This is a genomic window from Clostridium intestinale DSM 6191 (assembly GCF_900130055.1).
Lineage (GTDB): Bacteria > Bacillota > Clostridia > Clostridiales > Clostridiaceae > Clostridium_T > Clostridium_T intestinale.
On record NZ_FQXU01000022.1, the window covers coordinates 21,567 to 40,765 of the forward strand.

19 protein-coding genes and 1 pseudogene are annotated in these 19,199 nt (G+C 31.4%); 19 read left to right on the forward strand and 1 reads right to left on the reverse strand.

The annotated features are described in order from the left end of the window. The first annotated feature begins 83 nt into the window (after nucleotides 1-83). Nucleotides 84-800 (forward strand): histidine phosphatase family protein, encoded by a 717-nt coding sequence (locus tag BUA92_RS21700; protein WP_073022729.1) that lies wholly within the window; start codon nucleotides 84-86, stop codon nucleotides 798-800. A gap of 26 nt (nucleotides 801-826) precedes the next feature. On the opposite strand, the gene BUA92_RS21705 is transcribed toward BUA92_RS21700, so the two are convergent. Further along, nucleotides 827-1,396 (reverse strand): nitroreductase family protein, encoded by a 570-nt coding sequence (locus BUA92_RS21705; RefSeq protein ID WP_073022730.1) that lies wholly within the window; start codon nucleotides 1,394-1,396, stop codon nucleotides 827-829. A gap of 182 nt (nucleotides 1,397-1,578) precedes the next feature. Between BUA92_RS21705 and BUA92_RS21710 the strand changes: the two genes are divergently transcribed. The 18 genes and pseudogenes from BUA92_RS21710 to BUA92_RS23085 all read left to right on the forward strand — a co-directional run. Next, complete coding sequence (locus tag BUA92_RS21710; RefSeq protein ID WP_073022731.1) at nucleotides 1,579-2,049, forward strand: hypothetical protein; 471 nt, start codon at nucleotides 1,579-1,581, stop codon at nucleotides 2,047-2,049. Nucleotides 2,050-2,390: 341 nt separating this feature from the next. Further along, the gene (locus BUA92_RS21715; RefSeq protein ID WP_073022732.1) at nucleotides 2,391-2,894 is read left to right on the forward strand and encodes a GNAT family N-acetyltransferase; all 504 of its coding nucleotides are present in this window, start codon (nucleotides 2,391-2,393) and stop codon (nucleotides 2,892-2,894) included. Between the two features lie 86 nt (nucleotides 2,895-2,980). Beyond that, complete coding sequence (locus BUA92_RS21720) at nucleotides 2,981-3,256, forward strand: metal-sensing transcriptional repressor (protein WP_073022733.1); 276 nt, start codon at nucleotides 2,981-2,983, stop codon at nucleotides 3,254-3,256. Nucleotides 3,257-3,366: 110 nt separating this feature from the next. Beyond that, on the forward strand, nucleotides 3,367-5,229 hold the full coding sequence (locus tag BUA92_RS21725; protein WP_073022734.1) for a heavy metal translocating P-type ATPase: 1,863 nt from the start codon (nucleotides 3,367-3,369) through the stop codon (nucleotides 5,227-5,229). 403 nt (nucleotides 5,230-5,632) lie between these two features. Next, a complete protein-coding gene (locus BUA92_RS21730) occupies nucleotides 5,633-7,111 on the forward strand; it encodes a methyl-accepting chemotaxis protein (protein WP_073022735.1) in 1,479 nt (492 codons plus the stop codon). A gap of 89 nt (nucleotides 7,112-7,200) precedes the next feature. Then, the gene (locus tag BUA92_RS21735) at nucleotides 7,201-7,656 is read left to right on the forward strand and encodes a MarR family transcriptional regulator (RefSeq protein WP_073022736.1); all 456 of its coding nucleotides are present in this window, start codon (nucleotides 7,201-7,203) and stop codon (nucleotides 7,654-7,656) included. 176 nt (nucleotides 7,657-7,832) lie between these two features. Next, nucleotides 7,833-9,167, forward strand: a complete 1,335-nt coding sequence (locus BUA92_RS21740) for an amidohydrolase (RefSeq protein ID WP_073022737.1) — start codon at nucleotides 7,833-7,835, stop codon at nucleotides 9,165-9,167. Continuing rightward, complete coding sequence (locus BUA92_RS21745; protein ID WP_073022738.1) at nucleotides 9,160-9,684, forward strand: L-2-amino-thiazoline-4-carboxylic acid hydrolase; 525 nt, start codon at nucleotides 9,160-9,162, stop codon at nucleotides 9,682-9,684. Before BUA92_RS21740 ends, BUA92_RS21745 begins: the two co-directional genes overlap by 8 nt. Further along, entirely contained in the window at nucleotides 9,662-10,432 is a 771-nt protein-coding gene (locus BUA92_RS21750) for an ABC transporter permease (RefSeq protein ID WP_073022739.1), read from the forward strand. The genes BUA92_RS21745 and BUA92_RS21750 overlap by 23 nt, the downstream gene beginning before the upstream one ends. A 20-nt stretch (nucleotides 10,433-10,452) precedes the next feature. Further along, nucleotides 10,453-11,430, forward strand: coding sequence for an ABC transporter substrate-binding protein (locus BUA92_RS21755; RefSeq protein ID WP_073022740.1), 978 nt, complete (start codon nucleotides 10,453-10,455; stop codon nucleotides 11,428-11,430). A 15-nt stretch (nucleotides 11,431-11,445) separates the two neighbouring features. Beyond that, nucleotides 11,446-12,228: an ABC transporter ATP-binding protein gene (locus tag BUA92_RS21760; protein WP_073022741.1), complete on the forward strand. Its 783-nt coding sequence runs from the start codon at nucleotides 11,446-11,448 to the stop codon at nucleotides 12,226-12,228. Between the two features lie 21 nt (nucleotides 12,229-12,249). After that, on the forward strand, nucleotides 12,250-13,086 hold the full coding sequence (locus BUA92_RS21765; RefSeq protein ID WP_073022742.1) for a nitroreductase family protein: 837 nt from the start codon (nucleotides 12,250-12,252) through the stop codon (nucleotides 13,084-13,086). A 25-nt stretch (nucleotides 13,087-13,111) separates the two neighbouring features. Beyond that, complete coding sequence (locus tag BUA92_RS21770; RefSeq protein ID WP_073022743.1) at nucleotides 13,112-13,801, forward strand: SDR family oxidoreductase; 690 nt, start codon at nucleotides 13,112-13,114, stop codon at nucleotides 13,799-13,801. Nucleotides 13,802-14,025: 224 nt separating this feature from the next. Next, nucleotides 14,026-14,928: a LysR substrate-binding domain-containing protein gene (locus BUA92_RS21775; RefSeq protein ID WP_073022744.1), complete on the forward strand. Its 903-nt coding sequence runs from the start codon at nucleotides 14,026-14,028 to the stop codon at nucleotides 14,926-14,928. Between the two features lie 203 nt (nucleotides 14,929-15,131). Beyond that, the gene (locus tag BUA92_RS21780; RefSeq protein WP_073022745.1) at nucleotides 15,132-15,953 is read left to right on the forward strand and encodes a DAPG hydrolase family protein; all 822 of its coding nucleotides are present in this window, start codon (nucleotides 15,132-15,134) and stop codon (nucleotides 15,951-15,953) included. Between the two features lie 51 nt (nucleotides 15,954-16,004). Continuing rightward, a complete protein-coding gene (locus tag BUA92_RS21785; protein WP_073022746.1) occupies nucleotides 16,005-18,005 on the forward strand; it encodes an oxidoreductase in 2,001 nt (666 codons plus the stop codon). Between the two features lie 42 nt (nucleotides 18,006-18,047). Further along, nucleotides 18,048-18,992: a flavodoxin family protein gene (locus BUA92_RS21790; RefSeq protein WP_073022747.1), complete on the forward strand. Its 945-nt coding sequence runs from the start codon at nucleotides 18,048-18,050 to the stop codon at nucleotides 18,990-18,992. Between the two features lie 100 nt (nucleotides 18,993-19,092). Continuing rightward, nucleotides 19,093-19,199, forward strand: a pseudogene (locus BUA92_RS23085) (sulfide/dihydroorotate dehydrogenase-like FAD/NAD-binding protein); the annotation flags it as partial.

A 19,199-nucleotide genomic window follows, 5' to 3' on the forward strand; every position in this document is an offset into this window, starting at 1 on the left:
TAATTAATAGTATATAAACTTTGTTATAAGAAAAAGTTAGTGTAATAAGGGTAATTTTAATAAAGATTGTGAGGAATTTATAAATGATTGTGGATAATAATAAAGTTGTACTATATTTAATGAGACATGGACAAACCATAATAAATAAAGCTAAACGTGTTCAAGGTTGGTGTGATGGAGTATTAACTAAAGAGGGAGAAGAAGTAGTTACAAGTACTGCTTTAGGATTAAGAGATATAAAATTTAAAGCAGTTTATAGCAGTGATTTAGGGCGTGCAGTTAAGACAGCTAAAATTGTTATAAGAGAAAATAAGGCTAATAAAGACTTAGAACTTGTAGAGGTTCCAGGACTTAGAGAGATGCATTTTGGGAAATATGAGGGAGAAATAGAGAAGGTTTTATTTAATGATATATTTAAAAAATTAAATATTAAATCCTTTGAAGAAGCCTTAAAAATACCTGACTTTGGGAGAGCTTTTGCAGATACTTGTGCGTCTTTAGATGAAACAGGACAAGCTGAAAATTATGATATTATGATTAATAGAGTAATGGGTGCATTAACTGAAATCACTAAAGAAGCTTCTGATAATGGAGGAGGAAATATTCTTTTAGTAGTACATGGAGGTATACTTAGGAATATTTTTAATCAATTAGATAAAAGCATTGATGTATCTGGAATCGAAAACGCTAGCATATCAAAAGTAGAATATGAAAACGGCGAATATAAAGTTATAACTACAAATGATATGAGCTATAAAATAAAAGGTGAAAAAATAAGAGAAGAAGAATTCAGTAATTAATCTGAATTCTTCTTTTATCTAGTAAATTATTTTATAATAATGTCCTCTAACTTTCTTTTTGGAACATGATGTGTTTGATTTGCATCTCTCCAGTATTTAATATCCGAAGATGAAGAAACACTTTCTAGAATAACTTCTTCTTTTGGTTTTCCTAAAGCTATAACCATAGCTATTTCTTGATTATCACTTAAATTTAGAGCTGGTGCTAAAATTTTTTTATTTACATTTAAAAGCATACAACCCCCAAGTCCTTTTTCTACAGCAGCTAATAGAATGTTTGTAGAAGCAATACCTACATCAATAGCAGGATTTTTACTTATAGATGTATCATTAACGAGTATTAAGTATGCACTTGGCTTTTCTCCTTCTTCAGGACCAGCCCAATCTTTTAGGTAACCAGCCCATCCAAGAGTATTAAAAATCACTTGATTTTTTTCATCATCGTTAGATAATACATATTTTAGAGATTGTAGGTTGGCAGCTGAAGAAGATAACCTACCTAAATCTACTAGTTCAAGTAAAGTTTCAGTGCTTATTTTTTCATCTTGATAAAAACGTCTATAAGATCTATTTTTCTTTATTAATTCTGATAACATTTTAAACCTCCCATAATGATTTTTACCATATATAATTATTATGTGTAACCTTATTACTATTTTATAGCAAGCATAATAAATACTCAAGTCAATATCGCATTATTACTGTGTAAGACTACTATTATATGTAACCCACATGGTATAATTAGGATTATAATAAATCAACTAAAGGAGGTAAAGTAATGGGTTTTTCAATAATAGGAACAATGATTGCAATAGCTATATTTATACCTAATTTATTAATAATAAAGTTTCCACCAAATAATGCACCTAAGGTTTTAAAAGATGTAGGAATTACATTTACTGTTTTAGAAAGAATAGGGCAGGTTGGATGTATTTTAATTTTAGTTATATCTAAAAATAACTTTGAGAAATTAACTATAAATGTTTGGGCTGTTTTTATGGGATTATGTATATTGATATATTATTTTTTGTGGGGTAGATATGTAGTTAAAGGACAAGAATATAAACTTTTATGGGAGCCTTTAAGTTTTATACCTATTCCTATGGCTGTTTTTCCAGTGGGAGCATTTTTATTTGCTGCTTTTTTAGGAAAATCAATTTGGTTAGGTATTTTAGTTGTATTTTTAGGGATAGGACATTTTGCTAATAGTTGGTATAGTTATAAAGAATTAAAAAAGAATCATATTTAAAGAAAGATAAATTTCAATAAATATGATTCTAATTTAGGTAATATATTAAAAAAGTTATTAATGTGTTGGAACTATACAGCTGCCATCAAAGTTAATCATGTCCATGGAAAAATATTTAAAAGCTGAACATGATTTTTGTAAAGGTAAGGTATTCCTTAATATATTGTGTAATATAGAAGTATTTATACTGGAAAATTATAGAGGGTTAATTTCATTGAAAAAGAAATATAATTAGCTTTATACACTTTAAATAAAATGTGATATAATTTATAGAAATTAAATTGTAGTTTGGAAAAATAATAAGAGAATTAGACAGTAAGGAATGAACGATGGAGAAGAAATTGAATTTTAGAAAAACAGTTAAAGCAGATGTTGATAACGTAATGGTAGTAATAAAGCAAGCTCAAGATTATTTTAAAGAACAAGGTATAAATCAATGGCAAAATAATTATCCAAATAGTGATACTATAAATAATGATATTGTGAATGGGCATAGCTATGTATTATTAAAAGATGATAATATTGTAGCTACAGTAGCTGTTTCCTTTGATGGAGAAAGTACATATAACAATATCTATGATGGTAAGTGGATTACTAATGATAAGTATGCTGTAATACATAGGATAGCTGTTGATAATACATATAAGGGTCTAGGTTTATCATCTGAAATTATAAAAAAAGTTGAAGAGCTTTGTGTAATTAATAATGTTCATAGCATTAAGGTTGATACTCATAGAGAGAACTTATCTATGCAAAAACTTCTTAAGAAAAACAAGTTTGAATACTGTGGAATAATTTATCTACTTGATGGAAATGAAAGAATAGCTTTTGAAAAAATATTCTAGAAGATAGCTAAAGTTGACATTAGTTAATATGAATGATATTCTTTCTACATATTAATAACAATGGGGTTAGTGAATGGAGGGTTATCATGCGTCAATGTATGGATTCAGATAATATACATAGAAGAATAAAGAAGATTATGGGACAGTTAAATGCCATAGATAGAATGGTAGATGAAGATGTGGACTGTGAGAATATTTTGATTCAAATAAATGCAGCTAAAAGTGCAATTCATAAAGTTGGGCAAGTAGTATTAGAGGGGCATTTAAGCCATTGTGTAAAAGATGGTATAGAACATGGAGATGCTGATAAAACTATTAAAGAATTTGCAAAAGCTATAGAACATTTTTCAAGAATGTCATAAGGAAAGTAAGGTAGTCAATGAAAATTGGCTACTTTTTTATTGACAAAAAATAGTCCAAACAATATTATATACATATACCCCTATAGGTATATAAGAAGGGAGATATTGTTATGGCTATAGTAAATTCAGTATTTAAAGATGAAGAAAATCGCACCATATTAGGACTTATAATTTCAGTAATATCACTTATATTTAGTTTCTTTGACTTAGTACAAGCTCCTATTGATTTAGCATGGATTGCAATTATTTTATGTGGGCTTCCTATAATTAAAGAGGCTATAATTGGATTAGTTACTGAGTTTGATATCAAAGCAGACGTATTAGTATCTATGGCGTTAATTGCATCAGTTATAATAGGAGAAACTTTTGCAGCTGGAGAAGTTGCATTTATTATGACTTTAGGTGCATTACTAGAAGAACGTACTGTTAAAAAGGCTCAGGCAGGAATTGAAAAGTTAGTAAACCTAACCCCAACTGCAGCAAGGGTAATTAAAGCTGGGGAAGAAAAGATAATTACTGCTAAAGAGGTATTGGTAAATGATATTCTTAAAGTATTACCAGGAGAAACTATACCAGTTGATGGAGTTTTGATAAAAGGTGAAACATCAATAGATCAATCAGTTATGACTGGCGAATCAATGCCTGTGGATAAAAAGACTGGAGATGAAGTCTTTAGTGGAACTGTAAATCAATTTGGAGCATTTGAAATGAAAGCAACAAAGGTTGGTGAAGATAGTTCACTTCAAAAAATGATTCGTCTTGTTAAATCAGCAGATGCAGGAAAAGCTAAAATAGTTGGTATGGCAGATAGATGGGCGACTTGGATTGTTGTTATAGCGTTAGTATCAGCAGTAGCAACTTGGTTTATTACAGGAGAAATCATACGTTCAGTTACCATACTAGTTGTATTTTGTCCATGTTCTTTAGTATTAGCAACTCCTACAGCAATAATGGCAGGGATAGGAAATGCCACTAAATACGGTATTTTAATTAAAGAAGGGGATGCCCTAGAGAGATTATCAAAGGTAAGAAAAATAGCTTTTGATAAAACAGGTACATTAACTTATGGAAAACCTAAGGTTACTAAGGTTAAGTCTTTTGATGAATCTATTTCAGAAGAACAGCTATTAAAACTAATAGCTAGTGTTGAAAAATCATCAGAACATCCACTAGGTAAAGCAATAGTAGAGCACTTTAATTCAGTGTCAAAGTTGCAACTAGAAGACATAACAGACTTTAAGATGGAAATAGGTAAAGGGGTATACGGAACTATAAGTAGCAAGAAGGTTTTAGCAGGAAATGACAGGCTCTTAAAGGAAAACAATATAGCTTTAACTTCTTCTCAAGAGGATAAAGTTAAAGAATTTAGAAGCAAAGGATGCACAATTGTATTTTTAGCTGAGAACTCTATAATAAAAGGATTTATAGTATTAGAAGATGTGTTAAGAAATAATTCTAGAGAAATGGTTGAGAACCTTAAGAAATTAGGAAAAGATACTGTTTTACTTACAGGAGATAATAAGCAAACTGCTTCAAACATAGCTTTAGAATCAGGAATTGATGAGTTTTATTCAGAGTGTTTATCAGAAGATAAACTATCCGTAATTGATAAATTTCAAAGTGAAGACGAAAGAATTTGTATGGTAGGAGATGGAGTAAATGATGCTCCCGCTTTAAAGAAATCCTTTGTAGGAATTGCTATGGGAGGAATAGGTAGTGATATAGCTGTTGAGGCAGCAGATATAGCACTGATAGGTGATGATATAAAAGCAATACCACACTTAATAGAGCTTTCAATAAGAACTATGAGGACAATAAATATTAATATCATTATATCAATGATATTAAACTTTGTAGCAATTATACTCGCTATGGCGGGTGTTTTAAATCCTATATTGGGGGCATTGGTACATAATATAGGATCTGTAGTTGTAATAATACATTCTGCATTATTGCTAAAGTGGAAAAGTTAATTATAAAAGAATTTTATTATAAATAGATTTAAATAATACAAAGCTGCGATTTATTCGCAGTTTTTTTGTCTGAAAACATTCAGTTAGGTTATGCAAGGATTATACAGATAAAAAGTAAATAAATCAGCGGTATGCAGGTCATTTGAAACAGTGAAGTGTTTTTATGCAAAAGCACAGGAACAGTGGAACAGTGGAACATTGGAAAAGTGGTGAATAGGACTTCAGAAAAATAGGAACAGCGTAAAAGCGGAGCAGTAAAACATAGGTGCAGTGAAACAGTGCTGAGAATTATAAAGTGGAAAATTGATGGTGTATATGACTAAAACTCATTGACAAAGTATATAAATGGAGATAAAATCTACTAAATAGATAGGGATAATATGCAATTGAATGGGGGAAGGTTATGTTAAAAAATATATTTTCATCAAATTATATAAAAGAGGTAGATTTACTACTAAGAGATATTTCAAGAGGGGATCTCACTAAAACTTTTGAAGGGGATAAAGTTAAAAGATATACACTAGGAGATAATCTAAATAAGGTAATATTAAAGTTTAGGGGATTAATAGCTCAGATTATTACCCTATCAGATAAAATTATAAATTATACTATAGATCTAAAAAATGCTGTAGCTGATATTAAAGCCTCAAGTAAAGAAAATGCCACTATGATTAATGATATTTCTAATAATATGGAAAAGCAGATGGAGCTAATTGAAGAAACCAAGGATTATTCTCATGAAGTGAGCGATTGGTCAAAGCAGATTGCAGAGAAAGCTGAAAATATTAAGACAATGGAGAAAGAAAATATAAGTGCATTAAACTCAAGCTATGATAATCTTGAAACACTAATAAGAAAAATAGAAAATACAGCAAAATCTAACTTAAATACTAGTAAAAAAATAATAAATCTTAATGAAAAAACTTATTTAATAGAAGAGATAGTAGATGAGGTTGGGAAGATAAGTAAAAGTACGAATCTCTTAGCCTTAAATGCGTCAATTGAGGCGGCACGTGCAGGTGAATATGGAAGGGGCTTTGGAGTTGTGGCTGAAGAAATAAGGAAACTTGCAGATAATTCAGCGGTACAAGCCAAACATATAGAAGGAATTATAAATGAAGTAAAACAAGAAATACAAGACATTTCTATTAGCTTACAAAGTGAAATAGAGGATATTAAGGAATATGTAGAAGTTTCAAAAGCAACAAAAAATTATTTAAATACACTAAAGGTACAAACACATAAATCTTTTGATGAGTTTATAAAGATAGAAGATCATATAGCAAGTCAAGTTGATAGAATAGAGAAAATAGATAATGCAGTAAATGATGTTTATGAAACATTTGAGTATTTATTTTCTACTACCTCAGAAATAGCGGCCTCCTCAGAAGATCAATATAAAATAACAGAAAATATATTTAATAGATTAAGTAACCTTAATGATATGAACAAAGACATAAAAGAGTACGTGGATAGTTTTGTAAAAAATTATAAGATTGACGATAAAAAGCAACAATATATAAATGATGGAATAGCTACATTAAAAAAAGTAGCTGAAAACTCTAGTTTTATAACTATGGATTATGCTAAAGCTACTCCAGTATTATTAAGCGAAATAAGAAAGTATCCTTACTTTGAATTAATCGCATTAATGCAGAAGGATGGCTTAAGAAAAGCCATTACTTTGGATTATTCTGAAGATGAAGTGTATGTTAATTTTTCTCATAGACCATATTTCAAAGAAGCTATAAGTGGGAAGGACTTTATTTCAGAGCCCTACATATCTGTAGATACTAATAGCTATTGTATTGCAATGTCTGTACCTATAAAAAGTGAAACAAATCAAATATTAGGAATATTAATGGCGGATTTAAAATTATAAATTTAGAAAAAAAATATTGACATACAATTCATATAGTATTAATATGTATTAAAGGATTGTTTCTACAGGAAACAAAAATGGAGGATAGGGTGGAAGATTTTAATATCAGGTTAGATCAAATGATTGGAAGAATGTTTTCAGTTAATGAAATACTATCAAAGCAGTCTAGAGATTATGGTAGTTGTGGAGTTAAACTTCATACTTCTGACATACATATGCTTGAGGTAATAGGCAAAAATTCTGATGCTAACACAACTGAAATTGCTAAAATAATGAACACTACCAAAAGTACTGTATCTAAAGTGACCAAAAAGTTGGAGCTTAAAGGATTAATTAAAAAGTACAAATTTCTTGATAATAAAAAGGAAATATATTTTAAACTGACTGATTTAGGAACTAAAGCATTTAATGGACATTATGAATTTCATTCTATAAGAACTAAAGCATTTGACAAAGAATTTAATGATTATACCATTGAGCAAAAGGAATTTGTATTAAACTTTCTTAAAAGATACACTGAGGAATTAGAGCAATATATGGAATAATTATTTAAAATAATGAATTGAATATTAAGCTGACTAGAAATACTAGAGGCTGAGCTTTAAAAAGAAATTTTAAATTCTTTTTAAAGCTCAGCCTTTTTTAAAATAAATAGTTTCCTGTGGAAACAATATAAATTAAAGAAAAAGCTAATTATTATTGTAATGGAGGTGCTGAAAAAGTGGATAAAGTTGAACAAAAAATCATTGAGGTAATCGATGAAAATAAACAAGTAATTATAGAGTTTGCAAGAGACATCTATAAAAATGCTGAACTTGGTTATAAAGAGACAAGAACAGCTGAAAAAGTAAAAGAAATATTAAGTAAAAATACAAAGGTTTTAAAAGACAATCTTGCTATTACTGGGGTTAAAGGATATCTAAAAGAGCTAAATGATGATGACATAAATATCGCTTTAATTGGAGAGTTGGATGCAATAGTGTGTCCTGGACATGTTTATGCCAATAAAAGTACTGGAGCCAGTCATTCCTGTGGACATCATGCCCAATTAGCTGGGATAATTGGAGCTTCAATAGCTTTAGCTCATGAGGAAATTATAAATAATATTGAGGGAAATGTTATCTTCTTTGGAGTTCCTTCAGAAGAATATGGAGAGATAGAGTTTAAAAACTCTTTAAAAGATAAGAATTTAATAAAATACGGTGGAGGCAAAAGTGAACTCATTAGAATAGGAGAGTTTGATGATGTTGATATAGCTGTAGTTCATCATACAAGACCTGGAGAAACTGATGTAATAGTTGGAGATTCTAGTAGTAATGGATTTTTATCAAAACTCATTAAGTATAGGGGGAAGGCATCACATGCAGCAGGGACTCCTCATCTTGGTATAAATGCACTTAATGCGGCTAACATAGGTTTAAATGCCTTATCTTATCAAAGAGAAACCTTTAAAGATGAGGATTCAGTGAGAGTTCACCCTATAATCACTAAAGGAGGAAATCTAGTTAATGTAGTTCCTGATGAAGCTGTTATTGAAACTTTAGTAAGAGGAAAGTCTATTGAGGCTATTTTAGATGCTGATAGAAAAGTTAATAGGAGTTTTAAATCAGGAGCAATTGCTATAGGTGCTGAAATAGAGATTACTACTCTTCCAGGGTATTTACCAGTAATTCCACTTAAGCCATCAGAAATTATAATTAATATTGCTAAAGAAGTTATACCTAATGGGGAGATTAGAAAGACAGAAATAGGTTCTCACATGGCTGGTTCAACAGATGTAGGAGATTTAACTCATATAATTCCAGTTTTAAAATTTGAAACAGGAGGAGTTAATGGAGCACTTCATTCTGAAGACTTTAATGTTGTAGATGAAGAGGTTTCTTATATAGTTACCGCTAAAATAATGGCTTTAACTGCATATAGACTATTAAAAGAAAAGGCAAGTGAAGCTAAAAAGATAAAGGATGAGTTTAAACCTAAGTTTACTATCAAGGAATATGTAAATTATATGGACAAATTAGAAAATACTTTTAAGGGGGATTATAAAAATGAGTAAAAAACAGATTGATAAAGAGTATGCCATAGAACAAGTAAGACTTGCATCTAGACATTTTGGAGATTTATATTTCTATTTTGCTAAGGTTTTAGTAGAGGAACTTGGAAATGAAAAAACAGGAGAAATACTTAAAAAGGTTCTATTTGAAAAGGCCATAGAAAGAACTGAGTCAATGAGAGAAAGGGCTAAAAAGGAGAATCTAGATTTAGTTTCAGACAATATATTCAAACTAACAGACGTTCCATTTTTGGGTTGGGTACCAGAACTTAAAGAATCACACTGCCCTTATGGGGTTTCCTGGATTTCACGATTTGAAAAAAATCCTTGGTTTAAGGAATTTGCTTCATTATATTGTGATGTTACTGATACTACCATATCAGAAGGTTTTACGGGAGACACTTCGCATAAGATAACTAAAAATGTGCTCTGGGGAGACAAGTCCTGCGAAAGAATATATTTTTCTAAGGACGAACTATTAAGAGGTGAGTATACTTATGGAAAAAAAGAAGATAAATAGCAAAAACTTAATTGGGCAGATCATTTTACTTTTAGCTATTATGGGAGCTATAGAATTTGTGGTTTCATCTGGAAGAATAAATAAACTGTATTTAGCTTCGCCTAGTCAGATATTCCAGGAGTTATTGGATTTACTAACTAAGAATATATTACTTAAACATATTCTAGCTACTATTTCAGAGTTTTTAGCTGGTTATGGGTTATCTATTGCCTTGGGAATAATATTGGGATTACTTTTTGTAGCATTTCCAAAAGTTGATAAGTTCTTTGCACCTTTTGTGTCTGGGCTTATGTCTATTCCTAAAGTAGCAATAATACCATTACTTACTATTTGGTTTGGAATAGGATTTTCAAGTAAGGTGGTGCTTGTATTCTTATTTAGTTTTTTCACTATATTCTTTAATACAATCTCTGGGGCAAAACAGACCTCAAATAATTATTTAAAGGTATCTAAAGTTTTTAGGGCCTCTAAGTTTCAGACAATCTTAAAAGTACTTTTACCATCAGCAATACCAAGTATATTTGCAGGGTTAAGAGTAATGGCAGCTACAGGAATAACAGGTGTTATATTTGCAGAAATGCAGGCTTCTAAAAAAGGTTTGGGATTTATGTTATCAGAAGCAGCTGCAGTTTATAATACACCAAGGTTATTTCTTATCATAATCATAGTAACTATATTATCTGTAATTTTAGTAAAGATAGTAGATTTATTTGAAGAGAAAGTTTTTCTAAAATGGAAGAATTCATAAAAGTTAAGGAGGAGTAAATAATGATAAAAATTAAAAAAGTATTGTCAGTAATAATAGCAAGTGCTTTGTTTGTAGGGGTTTTAGGAGGATGTGCAAAAAAAGAAGAAAGCTCTTCTGATGGTGAAACATTAAAGGTAAGATATGCAGCTTATCAGGGCATGACAGCTGTAGGATTTTGGTTTGGAGTAGAGAAGGGATTTTTTAAAGATGCTGGGATAGATTTAGAGCTTGTAGATGTTAAAGACAAGGTTTCAGCTATAGCATCGGATTCTATAGATATGGGAGATTTAAATACTTCTCAAGCTATAACAGCGGCAAGTACAGGAGCCCCATTAAAATTAGTATCCTCAATGTTTAGAACTAAAGGGGCTTGGTATTTAATCGGTAAAACTTCAATAAAGGATATAAAAGATTTAAAGGGAAAAAGAGTAGGCGTTAATGAAAAAGGTAGCGGAATGGATGTTACAGTAAGAGAAATTCTACAACAAAATGGTTTAGATCCAGATAAAGATGTAGAATTGATAGCTAACGGATCTATGCAACAAGCTTATGCTAGCTTGGAAGCAAATCAAGTTGATGCAACAATAATACATCAACCATTTGTAGCTATGGGAGAAATAGAAGGAAAAGCTAAATTACTTGCAAAAGGCTGGGATTATGTTCCTAACTTTAATACTGGTGCTTTAGTTGCTAGTGATAAATTTATAAAAAGTAATCCAGAGACTGTAAAAAAGGTTATAGAAGTTTATTTTAAGAGCAATGAGTATGCTAAAGAACATCAAGATGAGTTTTTAGAATTTGCAACTAAATATTTAAATATCCCTAAAGATACTTTAGTAAAAGCTTTAGAACCAGAGAGAGAATTATGGGAAAACGAACCTAATATAAATATAGAAACTTTAAAGACAACTCAGGAATTACAAAAGAAATGGGGATTCCAAAAAGAAATTTATGATGTAGATAAAATTGTAGATTTAAGCTTTATACCAAAGAAATAGTAAAGGAGAGGGAATATGCCTAAAATTATATTAAATCATATAAACAAAGTATACCCAGGTACAGATGGAACAAAAGCTTTAGAAGATATTAATTTAACAATTGAAGAAGGTGAGTTTGTATCTATACTGGGTCCAAGCGGTTGTGGAAAAAGTACTTTACTAGAAATTATAGCTGGCTTGTTAAAGGAAAGTAGTGGAGATGTATTTTTAGGTAATGAAAAACTGGATGGACCAAGTAAAGATATAGGTGTTGTATTTCAAGATTCCTCGTTATTTCCATGGAGGACTATAAGAAAGAATATTGAGTTTGGCTTAGAGATAGGTAAAGTTCATAAGGAAAAGAGAAAGTCTACTGTTGATAAGTATATAGATATTGTGAATTTGAGAGGTTTTGAAGATAAATATCCACATCAATTATCAGGAGGAATGAAACAAAGGGCAGGCCTGGCAAGAACAATGGTAAATAACCCTGAGGTGCTTTTAATGGATGAACCTTTGGGAGCAGTAGATTATCTAACTAGGTTATCTTTACAAGATGAAATAGTGGATTTGTGGAAAAGAGAGAAAAAAACCATAATATTTATAACTCATGATGTATCAGAGGCTGTTTATTTAGGAACAAGGGTAGTTCTTTTATCACCTAGACCAGGAAGAATACGTAGAATTTTTGAAGTTCCTTTTTCAAGACCAAGAAATAGAAATGACGAAAATATTTTAGAGATTATTGATGAAATCCATAAAGAAATCAATTCAATAAATGCACCTAAGTTAGAAGAAAAATTAGAATATATTTTATAGATTAAGAAGGAGAAGATAATTATGTCAGAAGAAATATTAAGAAAATTTAACCTATTGGAGGAAGAATATTTAGCATTAGATGAGGTGGAATTCAGAGCAAGGTTCAGAGAAAGAATACACCATACTCTAGAAATTCAAACTTATTCAGCTGCTCACGGAGAAGAGAAATTAAAAGAAAATCAATCGGATACAGCTAAAAAGTTTCTTGATTTATGGGAAAAAAGAAATATTTCTAAGGAATTACCAGAATATATATACGCTCAGAAGCTAATAGGCTTATCAGAAGTATTACTTAAGGGTGAAAGTTTAGATTTATCTGAATTTGAATCATATAAATTATCGGATAAAGAACAAGAAACATTCTTTAAGGTTATAAAAGAGAGAAGATCAGTGAGACACTTTAAAGAAGATAGAGTTCCAGAAGAACTTATAGAAAAGATACTTGAAAGTGGATTGTGGGCAGCACACTCATGCAACTTACAATCTATAAAATATCTAATAGTTAGAGAAGAGACAACCCCTAAATTATTTAGAGGAAGTGATGTTCCAGGAGGTCCAGTACATTTAGTGCTTCTACAAGACGAGAGAGTTTATAGAGCAAATCCATTAAATCCTGTAAGAAACAGACTTATTGATGTGGGAGCTGCTGCTCAAAACATAGTATTAGCTACTCATGCGCTTGGGTTATCAGGAGTTTGGCTTACATTTAATGAGACAATGATTGAAAGAATAAGTAAACACTTTAATCTTCCAGAGTATATAAAACTTGTGACTTATGTAGATATTGGATATCCAGATCAAACACCATATGCTCCTCAAAGAAAAACTTTAAATGAGGCTATAATAGCTAATGTATAGATTTTAATTAAAAGGAGGTTTTAAAATGAAGATACTTATAACTGGAGGAAGTCAGGGAATTGGATTAGATGTAGCTAAAGAACTCCATAAAAGTGGACATGAATTATTTTTAGTTGCGAGGGATTCAGATAGATTAAACAAAGCTGTTTCAGGCTTTTCTGAAAGAGTTAACGGATTTGCTTGGGATTTAAAAGATGATGTTGATACTTTAATAGAAGAAACCTCCAAAAGAAACTTTTCACCAGATGTAATTATTTTAAATGCAGCTTACTTTGGAAGTTCTTTAAGATCAGTAGTAAAAGCGTCTCCATATGAACTTGAAGAGTTATTAAAAGTTAATGTTATTTCTAATTATAAATTGGTGCAGAGATTTATAGATATACTTAAAAAAGGAGAGTATCCACGAATAATAATCATAGGCTCTACAGCAAGCATAAGAGTTGATTATGGATCACTTTATGGAATTTCTAAATGGGCTTTAAAATCCTATGCATATAGTTTAAGAAATGAACTTAAAGAATTAGGGATTGGAGTTACACTACTTAATCCTGGAGGAACTTTTACAGAAAAAAGAACTCCTAATGAAAAAACTCCAGAAGGAAGATTACTTGAAGCAAGTGATATAGCAAAACTTGTGGGTGTTCTACTAACTTTAAGTCCTCAAGCAGTTGTAGAAGAAATAAATGTAAGACCTATGCTTGGAGATACTTATTAAAATAATACAGTTAACTAGAATTATAAGTAATTCTAATAGGAGATAATATTTATTAAGCATTGGTTTAATATAGCTTAATTAAGAATACTGCCGAAATATTGAAATTTTGGCGGTATTTTTTCATTTAAAGGGTAAATATCTTAGATTGAATTATCTATCTACCTCTGATATATTTAAGTTGTCCTTATGGAAAATATAGAAAACAAAATATTGGAGGAGTTTTTGTGAACTATGAAAAGGTTACCTTACTTCAAATTGAGTATTTTCTTGCTGCAGCTAAGCATTTAAATTTTACAGAAGCAGCTAAAAATTTATATGTTTCTCAGCCTTCTTTAAGTAGACAAATTGCTATATTAGAAAATGAGATAGGAGTCCAACTTTTTTTTAGAACTAAGAGAAATGTAAGATTAACATCAGCTGGAATGGTCTTATTTAAAGAAATAAATGGAGTTGTAGATTCTATAGAGCAGGCAATAGAAAAAGTAAAACAGCCCAATTTAGGTGAGAATTGCACCTTAACTATTGGATGCCTAGAATCTATGAATACAAGTGTGTTTTTGCCCATGATAATTAGAAAATTTAAAGAAAAACATAAAAATACTAATCTAATTGTTGAAAGCTATGGTTTTAAACAGTTAAGAGAAAAACTTATTAATGGGAAACTAGATATAATATTTACCCTTTCCTTTGAAGTCGACGATTCATTAGGAATTGTGTGGGACACAGTTTATAGAGGAAACTCTTATATAGTAATGGATGTGTCCAACCCATTAGCTAAATCTGAAAGTTTAAGCATTAAAGACCTTAAAAATGAAAAGTTTGTTATAATTTCTAGAGATGAATCACCTAAAGGCTTTGATGGAATAATAAAGATATGCAGAAAAAATGGGTTTGATCCAAGGATAGTAAAGCAGCTTCCCAATATAGAGTCGGTGCTCCTTTGTGTTGAGGCGGGGGTAGGAGTTGCATTGTTTGATTCACAGGTAAGATACGACAATAAAAATATAAAAGTTTTTAAGGTTGAAAATGATTTTGTAGATGTAATAATGGCATGGAAAAAAGAAAATATGAATTCAAGCATACCACACTTTGTAAATGGAGTTTTAAGTGAAGTGAAGGTGGAGTAGTATGTGAGTAAAGCTAGTATATATGTGTACTAGCTTATTTTTTTGCCCTTAATTAAAAAACATCATACTAATAACGTATAACAGTAATAACAAATAGGTATTTTAATTAAATTTTCAACATTGATAAAATATAAACAAGTAAGAAGATAAATATTATTCTATGTGAAAAGGATTACTAGAGTATTAAAAAAGAGGAGAGAGATATGATAAAAGATTTAAAAAGAGAATTAAGCAACGAAGAAAAAGAAAAGTCATATTCGAAGTACTTTTATAAGCAACTTGCAACTCCAAACCCAGAATTAATGGAGATTCTAAAAAAAGGACCTATGAGCCCAGAGAAAGCATTAAAACCTGAAGACATAAACCACTTACTTGAATCGGGATACCATGAAGTAGAAACAGGATATTGCATTTTAGAAAATGGAGCTGGTTATGTTGCTGTTAATAACAAGTTTCCAGGGGTTTCATTAGATATGATTAATTGGTGGTTTGCATGGCATGCTCTTGAGGATTTAAGGTACATGCTATGGTTTAGGGACGGTCATTATGGAATATCAATAAGTGATGAAGATAGAGAAAAAATACTTAATCCTGAGACGCCAATGTTAGAAAAATTCCAAGGACGTGTACATCAGGTAATAGAAGATACAGGAAATGGACCAGAGGATATTCAGATTTCGTTCTTAAGCCCAGAACAAATAGGTTTTGATCCTAAGGAACTTAAAGAAAAGAACATAACAGTAGTATGTGGTAATGGTATGGCACAGTCAAGAGCTGGCGGACCTAAAGCCCCTGCTGTAATGATGCATTTATTTAGAGAAGTAGATGGAGGAGTGGAATCACGTACAAGATTTTGGATGGGATATAACATAATTGATAAAAAGCTTTGCAAATTACTTCCAGATGGAATACAGATGCCAATTCAAGCTCCTATGGGACTAGCCTTCCATAATGTTGAGGAGTATAGCAATTTAGCAGAGATATTACCAAACCTATATAGTGAAATGAATGGAGAAATCTTTTAGTTAAATTTAAATGAACATGGATGAATATTAAGAGAGAGTGAGGAATTAGTAATGAGCAAATATAAAAATGTGTTTTCGCCAATAACAATAAAAGGAGTGGAGTTTAAGAATAGAATAGAGGTAGCACCTATGGTACCTTGTATGGCAACTCCAGAAGGATGGGTTACTAAAGAAGTAATTGAGTTTTATAGACCCTTTGCTAAAGGTGGTGCAGCAATAGTTACAGTAGGTGACTCTGCGATAAACTGGGAACATGCAATGGACCATGAGGGACAAATTAATCTAGGTGATGATAATGTAAAAATGGGTCTAGATGATTTAGCTGATGAAATACAAAGATATGGCTCTTTAATTTCTATAGAATTAAACCATGGAGGACGTTTTGCTAACTCTATGAACTTAGCGACTAAAGGGTTAAAACCAGTTAGCTCTACTCCAAAACCAGCTGAAATTGATGAATTCTTCTCTAAACTTCAAGGTAAAACACCAGCAGAAGTTGAAGAAATGGGCATTCCATTAATAAATAAAACTATTCAAGATTTTGCAGATGCTGCTGGAAGATGTAAAGACAGCGGATTTAAAATGGTAATGATTCATGGAGCTCATGGTATGCTTCCTTCACAATTTTTATCTCCATACGTAAACAAACGTACTGATAGATATGGTGGAAGTTTTGAAAATAGAGCACGTTTCTGTATCGAATTATTAGAAGCTGTACGTAGAAGAGTTGGAGAAAACTTTATATTAGAGTACAGAATTAGTGCAGATGAATTAGTTGAAGGCGGAATGAAAGTTGAAGAAGTTATTGAATTTGTTAAACTTATAAAAGATAAAATTGATATACTTCATGTTTCAGCAGGTATGCTTCCAAATCCATTTACTATTCAATACATGATTCAACCATTATATGTTCCTTACATGTTAAACATACATTTTGCTGAAGAAATTAAAAAGGCAGTCGGTAATGATTTATATGTAACGGCAGTTGGATCAGTTATGACTTTAGAAAATGCAGAAGAAATATTATCAAGAGGATTAGTTGACTTTGTTGCTATGGCAAGACCATTTGTAGCAGACCCAGAATTCATGAGAAAAACCGCTCTTGGAAAAGTTGAAGATGTACGTCCTTGCGTACGTTGTAATACTTGTTGCGGGCGTTCAGCATTCTTTAAGAAAACTAGATGTTCTGTTAACCCAACTAATGGACGTGAAACAGAATATCCAGGTGGAAAAGTTCAAAAAGCTGATGTTAAGAAAAAAGTAGTAATAGTTGGTGGTGGGCCAGCTGGAATGCAGGCTGCACTTACTTCTATTGAAAGAGGACATGAAGTTGTGCTTTTTGAAAAGGAAGAAACATTAGGCGGTACTTTAAAACATGCTACAGACCTTGCATTTAAAAAGGATTTAAAGAACTACTTGGAATGGATAGTTGCTCAAACTTTAAAATGCGGAGCAACAATAAAGTTAAATACAGAAGCTACAGAAGATATGATAAAAGAAGAAAATCCAGATGCTTTAATTATAGCTGTTGGAGCTACTCCGCTTATTCCTAACATACCAGGTGTTGATAAGGAACATGTTCATTGGTCAGGAGATGTAGATTGTGGAAGAGTACCAGTAGGCAACAAAGTAATTGTTGTTGGAGGAGGACTTACAGGAGCTGAATCAGCTGTAGATTTAGCAATGCAAGGTAAGGACGTAACGCTTCTTGAAATGCAAGGACCAGAAGCATTATTAAATGGTTCTTCATTAATCAACAGATTCTCATTGCAATCTTTATTAATGAAACATGGAGTTAAAGTTGTAACTAATACTAAGCTAGAAGAAATTACTGACAAAGGAATTAAGACTATAAATTCTAGGTTCCAATGGAAAGAATATGAAGCAGATACAGTTGCATTAGCTTTAGGAATGAGACCACGTAAAGATGTTATAGCTAGCCTTAGACATGCTATTCCAGAAACAGAAGTTTATATTATCGGAGATGGAAAACAAATAGGGAATGTATATTCAGCAGTTCACGCTGGATTTGATACAGCAGCAGAGATATAAACTGAAACTTAAGATGATAGTAAGTAATATGGAGGAGTAGAAATGAAAATTTTAGCAGTAACAGCAGGTAGAAGAAATGGAAATGGGGAAATTTTAGCTAAAGCAGCTCTAATGAAAGCGGAGGAGCTAGGTGCAGAAGTTAAGATGATTAACCTTCACAATTATAATATTAAACCTTGTTCTGGCTGTGAGTCTTGCACCGTAAAATTCACACAAAAGGGAGAAGCTCCTGAATGTGTATTTAAAGATAAAGACGATATGGATACAATTATGCAAGAATGGTTAGCCGCTGATGGTGTTATTGTAGTTGTCCCTGCGTATTCATTTATGCCCGCAGGTTTATACAGAATCTTCACAGACCGTCATTTAGCATATGAGCCCAATTTCCATAAACAAGTAAATAATCCTGCTTACTTTAAACATAGAGTTGGTGGAATTATTGCAAATGGAGGCTCTACTAGAAGCTGGATGTCACTTGCCCTAGAAAGTATGAATATTACCCTATTAACTCAAGACATCAAGGTGGTTGACCAAGTTATGATAAATCGTGCACCAAGACCTGGACAAGTTCTTCTTAATGAAAAAAGTATAGAAAGAGCAGCAAAGCTTGGAGAAAACGTAGTTAAGGGAATTCAAAACTATGAAGAAGTTGGTTTTCTTGGAGATGAGAACCTTGGTTGGTGTCCAGTTTGTCACTCAAATGTTCTATCATTAGGAGAGCCACATTGGAATGAACAAGGCTTCAAAATAGAATGTCCTGTATGCCACTGCGGTGGAGATTTAGAAAAAGATGAAAATGGAAAGTGGAAGTTTATAATAGAAGAAGATGGATATAGAAAATCAATGATCAATGGCAGCGGAGCTAAGGATCACTTCTTCGAAATACAAGACACTATGAGAAAATACTTCTCTAACATGGAAGTAATAAATGAAAAACGTAAAAAATATTTAGATTATAAACCAGCAACAATTGAGATAAAGAAGTAAAGGTAAAAAAGGGACTATGGAGTTTTTCATAGTCCTTAATTAATACAGTATTGTATTAAAGATTAAAAGATACACATAAGTAATGATATGGAGGAGAAAAATGTACAAGATAGTTAAAAAAAGACAACTAAACGAAAATATCTATCTAATGGATATAGAAGCACCAAGAGTAGCAAAATCATCAAATCCAGGACAATTTATCATAGT